Source organism: Planktothrix sp. FACHB-1355 (assembly GCF_014748295.1).
GTDB classification, from domain to species: domain Bacteria; phylum Cyanobacteriota; class Cyanobacteriia; order Cyanobacteriales; family Aerosakkonemataceae; genus Aerosakkonema; species Aerosakkonema funiforme_A.
Genome location: NZ_JACJUP010000380.1, coordinates 1 through 5,446, shown reverse-complemented (window position 1 = coordinate 5,446; position 5,446 = coordinate 1). Strand labels below are relative to the sequence as shown.

Annotated in this window: 3 protein-coding genes, 1 rRNA gene and 1 pseudogene; all 5 read left to right on the top strand. The window is 43.4% G+C overall.

What is annotated here, in order from left to right:
* Positions 1–102 (top strand): 5S ribosomal RNA (gene rrf / locus H6S82_RS16345); the annotation flags it as partial.
* A gap of 566 nt (positions 103–668) precedes the next feature.
* Entirely contained in the window at positions 669–2,003 is a 1,335-nt protein-coding gene (locus H6S82_RS16340) for a DUF3326 domain-containing protein (protein ID WP_190474030.1), read from the top strand.
* Positions 1,993–3,321: an aminotransferase class I/II-fold pyridoxal phosphate-dependent enzyme gene (locus tag H6S82_RS16335; protein ID WP_190474029.1), complete on the top strand. Its 1,329-nt coding sequence runs from the start codon at positions 1,993–1,995 to the stop codon at positions 3,319–3,321. The genes H6S82_RS16340 and H6S82_RS16335 overlap by 11 nt, the downstream gene beginning before the upstream one ends.
* Positions 3,322–3,354: 33 nt before the next feature.
* Positions 3,355–4,884, top strand: coding sequence for a radical SAM protein (locus H6S82_RS16330; RefSeq protein ID WP_190474027.1), 1,530 nt, complete (start codon positions 3,355–3,357; stop codon positions 4,882–4,884).
* A 78-nt stretch (positions 4,885–4,962) separates the two neighbouring features.
* Positions 4,963–5,446, top strand: a pseudogene (locus H6S82_RS16325) (radical SAM protein); the annotation flags it as partial.

The following is a 5,446-nucleotide window of genomic DNA, read 5'->3' as shown; positions in this document are numbered from 1 at the left end:
CGGTGGAACCACACCGACTCCATCCCGAACTCGGAGGTGAAACGCTGCTGCGGCGAAGATACTTGGTGGGTCACTGCCTGGGAAAATAGCTCGGTGCCAGGGTAAATATGATAGCAAGAGCCTCTTTTCAAACAAGAAAAGAAGCTTTTGTTTTTTCTTTGGATTTTTGTTTTTACAACCGAATGCTCGACAACTGCTGTGGCTATTTTCCCACTTCTTTTGTGGTAATAAATTAATTTTTTTTAACTTTTTCTTTGTATTCTTCCCTATTTTTTTGTCTCGAACCCAAAACTTTCTTTGTCTACTCACTTCTTTGGCTTAATGCTACTTATTATCATTAAGCCTCTTTACTTTGCCTCCATCTTAGTTCATCTGTACTATTTCATCACCTTTTTGTTGATGTGTGACAGTTGAGGGTGCGGAATGTGGGTTTGAAGTGGGTTTGGTATGATGAGGGCAAATTCATATTTTCAGTAAACCAGGTCTTCTTGAGAATAAGCAACCTGTTTTTTTTGACACGGAAATTCCTATGGAGACAAAGAGTCTTAACTTCAGTAAATAAATTATCAAAATAATTGTAAAAACGGGTATCTTCCGTATACAATGCCAAAAACCAAGCATTTTAACCCAAATATGAAGACTATAGTTAATACCACGGGAGGAAATTTGTGTCAATAGTCTTTACAAAAGATTTTCAAGTAAAATGCCCTTCGGATCGGCGTACATGGTGTCAAATTGCTCGTCAAATTGAAGATATGTCATTACCGGGCATACCTATAAGAATTGTTTTAACTTCTGTTCAAGAGGATGAATTAACGTTTGAATGTAGCTTTATTCAAACAAAAAAGCCCCCCGTCTGGCCTTCTTTGTTGGATATAAACATTCGTCAAGCTTCTTCTCCAAAACCTTTTGTTGCTGTCAGTATTATTCCCACAGGAGTCCGGGCTGAAATTGGCGGATTTGCAGGAGATGCAACTCCTAGTACTAATCTGTTATCTACAGCCTGCGACTACTTAATTACCAACCCGAATGCAGTTACTGCTTCTGACCTTTACTATGCAAATGATAATGTTCTCTACCTGGAAGGTAACTTAATCTGTCACTTGTTGTTAGGACATATTGGGCTGTTGCCAGAAAAACGTAAAAATATAGGCGTAATTATAGAAAAGCATGAAAATGAACTCATCATCAACAACGTACTAAATGCTTTGAACGCTTTGCGATCGGTGGGAGGAATTAATATCGATCCAGTAATTATTAGTGGCGGAAGAATAGAAACGGAATGTACTTATTCTTCCTACGGTCATGCCTCTGGCAAATTTAGCGGTATTGATGAACTGATGCGGGCGCTGGATATTATTGAGACAACCGAAACTAGCGCAGTGGGCGTTGTCACCACCCTGTCAGTTGATGATGCAATCAGACAGCAATATTATCGAGGAGATGCAATTCCCAATCCTTGGGGAGGCGCAGAAGCAATTCTGACCCATATGACGACCAATTTTTATCCTTTTACCGCCGCTCATGCCCCATTGTTAATGGAATGGAAGCATAGTATGTTTGGCACGCTCGGAGATGTTCGCGATGGAGCAGAATTGATTTCTAGTGCCTATGTTTGTTCGCCCTTAAAAGGATTAATTAATTCGCCGCGTCCGGTGAGAATAGATACTCCTTTGCCAGAAGGAAGCCAAAGGATTTCTGTGGAAAACATATCCGCAGTTGTTATGCCAGAAACAACAGTTGGTAACATTCCGTTTTTAGCTAGTTTAGATCAAAACATTCCGGTAATTCTAGTTCGCGGTAATCCTACTCAATGTAAAATTACACCAGCCCTGCTCCAAATTAACGAGAAGGAAAGAAAAATCTATTACGCGAACAGCTATACAGAAGCAGCAGGGTTGTTGCTTGCTTTGCGTCATGGAATCGTTCCCGAAACAACCACACGCCCTTTAGCTCCTATCAAACCACTCTTTTTAGATAACAGCAACTTCTATGAATACTAAACCCTCTGCCTATAACATTGTAGAATCTCATGCTTCCGACATTAAAGTGCGGTTGTATACACCAGCCCATCAGGGAGTATCTGGACAATTTAAATATCTCACGGATCGCATCTATGAGTATGATGTACCCTTCGTCACCCGCAGCAAACTTATTGAGGTCGAAAAGTATTTTTCTGAGTTGTACAATACCAAACACACTTTCTTTTTAACTGGGGGCGCGACCCAAGGAGTTTTGGCTGCGATTGCATTACTGGGGATGAAGCATCGGAAAATTGCCATTGGATTGAATAGCCACATCGCTGTGATTCATGGAATTGTGCTTACTGGCTTGGAGCTATTTTTTATTCCATCAAAGTTACTGATGCCAACTGCTGAAGAAGTAATTTCTGCACTGGAAACAGAGGGTCAGGAAGTTGATGCCGTTTTCTTAACTCATCCAAGTTATGAGGGTACGCTAGCAGACATACAATCTATCGCACGGTACTGCCGAGATAGAAACATAGACTTGATTATCGACGAAGCTCATGGCAGTCATTTTCCTTTCATGGAAGAGAATTTAAAATCAGCGATTGAAGAAGGTGGAGATATTGTCATTCACAGTCTCCATAAATATGTAGGAAGCTTAGTACAAACAGCTTTGCTGCATATACCTAAGAATTCAAGGATTACCCAGGAACAAGTGATGGCAGGTTTAGCATTGTTTGAAAATACTACGCGCAGTAATCTGCTGATATTAAGTATTGAAGACGCTATTCAATCAGCGTTTGATTTACGAGGAAAGTCGCTGTTTGTTAATGCGTCGGTCCAATGCAATCAATTGAGGAATTTACTCAATAGCTTTAGCAATGTTTTAACTTATGATGCCAATGTTTGCGATCCTTTGAAAATATTTCTATGCAGCGACTATGCCACTGGAGATGAAATAGCAGAACTGCTAGTCGAACGCGGTGTTGATAGCGAATACTCTAACGAACGGGGAGTTTTGTTAATTTTTTCCTTCCAGCATAGGGAAAAAGACTTCTTTTACGTAGCAAGGGTTTTAGAAGAAATATATTTAATAATTTTACAGCAACGAGAACAAAGAAATGTAAAAGATGAAAAATCTTTTACCCGCCAACCTATCATGCGCGTTCTCCCAAGGGAGGCTTTTTTTGCCGAAAAAAAAAAAATTAAATTGGGAGAAGCAAAAGGAATGGTTAGCTGTAGCAGCTTAAAGAAAATTCCGCCAGGAATTGCCATTCTTGTACCCGGAGAAGAAATAACTGAATGGCATCTCGAAAGATTCGATCGAGAAACGCTCGTTGAGGTAATGGCATAAAACTGCAAAACCAAAACACAAGATTAACATAATATGCAAAGCGTAATCTCTTTAGCAACGAAAAAGAAAGCTCCTCGCATCGGATTGGTGGAATTACCGGTACTGAAGCTGGTAGACCCCAATGGCATAAACAGAAATCTCAGCGAACAATACGAACCTCTGCTTTCCAAGCAAGTTTTGCTGGCTCACTTGCAAGCAGGCGGGTTCGATGCTCAACTGGTGAATCTTCGAGCAGGCGATTATGAAGAAGAATATGGGAGCGTAACTTGGAAAGGCATTAATCTGTCTAAAAGGTATCTGGGTACCAACATTACTTCGCTAGATCCGCAAGCCTACGACGCTTGGGGGATCACCAATAACTATATGCAGTACCGCGAACTAGCCTTCAAAACGATCCGCCATTTAGTTCGCGGTGGCAAGCCAGTAGTAGTGGGAGGTTCCGATCCGATCGCCGAACCTCAAGTTTATCTGGAAGCAGGTGCAACTGCCGTAGTAATAGACAAATCCGGTGCAGCAAACTGGCCAATTTTTGACTACGTACTGAAACAACCGATGCGGGAACCTCTGTCTGGGGTAATTTTATCAGATGGCACCCGCTATCCTCTGCGATTGCCACCGATGAGCCCGGAAGATTGGCCCCTACCGTCATTGGAGGTAGTTAAGCAGTGCTTTGGGCTGGAATTCTGGTCGCAGGAAGACAGTTGGTTATTGCCAATAGGTTCGGTATTTCCCGATTTGGGATGCGATCGCAAATGTGACTTTTGCCAAACCCCAACCTACGGCACAGGCTACAGAAGAATGTCGCCTTCCAGAGCGCTGAAATGGTTCGAGCTTCAGAAAGAGGCAGGTGCGAAATCGGTGATCTGTCACTCGGATCAATTCCTGGGGCGCGTACTGTTTAAAGAGGGAAGGCAAGAAGTACTCGACATCATGAAAGGAGTCCGAGAAATGGAACTCCCAATCATCTGGGGTAACGGTTTGGAATTGAAGAAAGCCACCCTTGGACGCGGTTACGAACGCACCAGCGAAGATTTGATTCCCGATCGCGAATTGGTAGAAGCCCTCTGGGGATGGGATGGCAAAGCAGGCTGCTATTATGCCTTCATTCCAGCAGAACGTCCAGTTTTTGGCCGGGAAGGTTATGCCAAACTGTTACCCTGGCAACAGCACCGCGAGATGATGCGAGCGATCGTGCGTGCAGGCGTACCGAAAATTGTTTACGGATTGGTGCTGGGGCTGCCAGACGACAGTAATGAAACTATGCTGCGCCTTGAGGAAGCGCTTACGGAACTTTGCCAAGAACTCAAAACAATTAATCCGGCACTCAGTTTTTGGATATTAACCAGTTCGATAGCTCCCATACCCGGAACTCCTCAAGGGCAAAACATTCGTAATTCGGGTCTTTTACGGTTTGAAGATCCGACCATATTTGGAACGATGGGAATGGCTTGTGCCGATACTCAGTATATGAGTTATGAGGAAGTTGCCGATTGGCAATTTCGCCTCAAACGCGCAGGAGACGGGTTTTGGGTCAAGAATTTGGTCTCTCTTGAGAGCAAGTAAGGAAAACCTCAACCAAAAAACACACTGTAGCGCAGATCTCTACTTTAACCATATATATAGGTGTAGAGGATTGACAAAATGCAGAATTTGATGTCAATGGCAACCGAAAAGGCTCCCAGAATTGGATTGGTAGAATTACCAGTGCTGAAGCTGATTGACCCAGAGGGAAAAAATTGGAATCCATCCGGCAAAAAGATAGTTCTTAGCAGCAAACAGATTTTGCTGGCTAACCTGCGAGCGGGCGGCTTCGATGCCCAATTGGTTGACCTGAGAGCAGATGACTACGAAGAAGAATACGGAGAGGTGACTTGGAGAGGCATACCCCTCTCCAAAAGGTATTCAGGAACAAGAATATCCTCGCTTGACCCAGAATCCTTTGACGCTTGGGGTGTAACGAATAACTTTACGCAAAACCGCACGATCGCGTTAATGGTGATTCGTCATCTAGCCAGTGGCACGAAGCCAGTAATAGTCGGGGGTAGCGATGCGATCGCCGAACCGAAGCTGTACCTACAAGCAGGGGCTGCCGCTGTAGTAACGGACAAATCTGGTGCTGCTAATT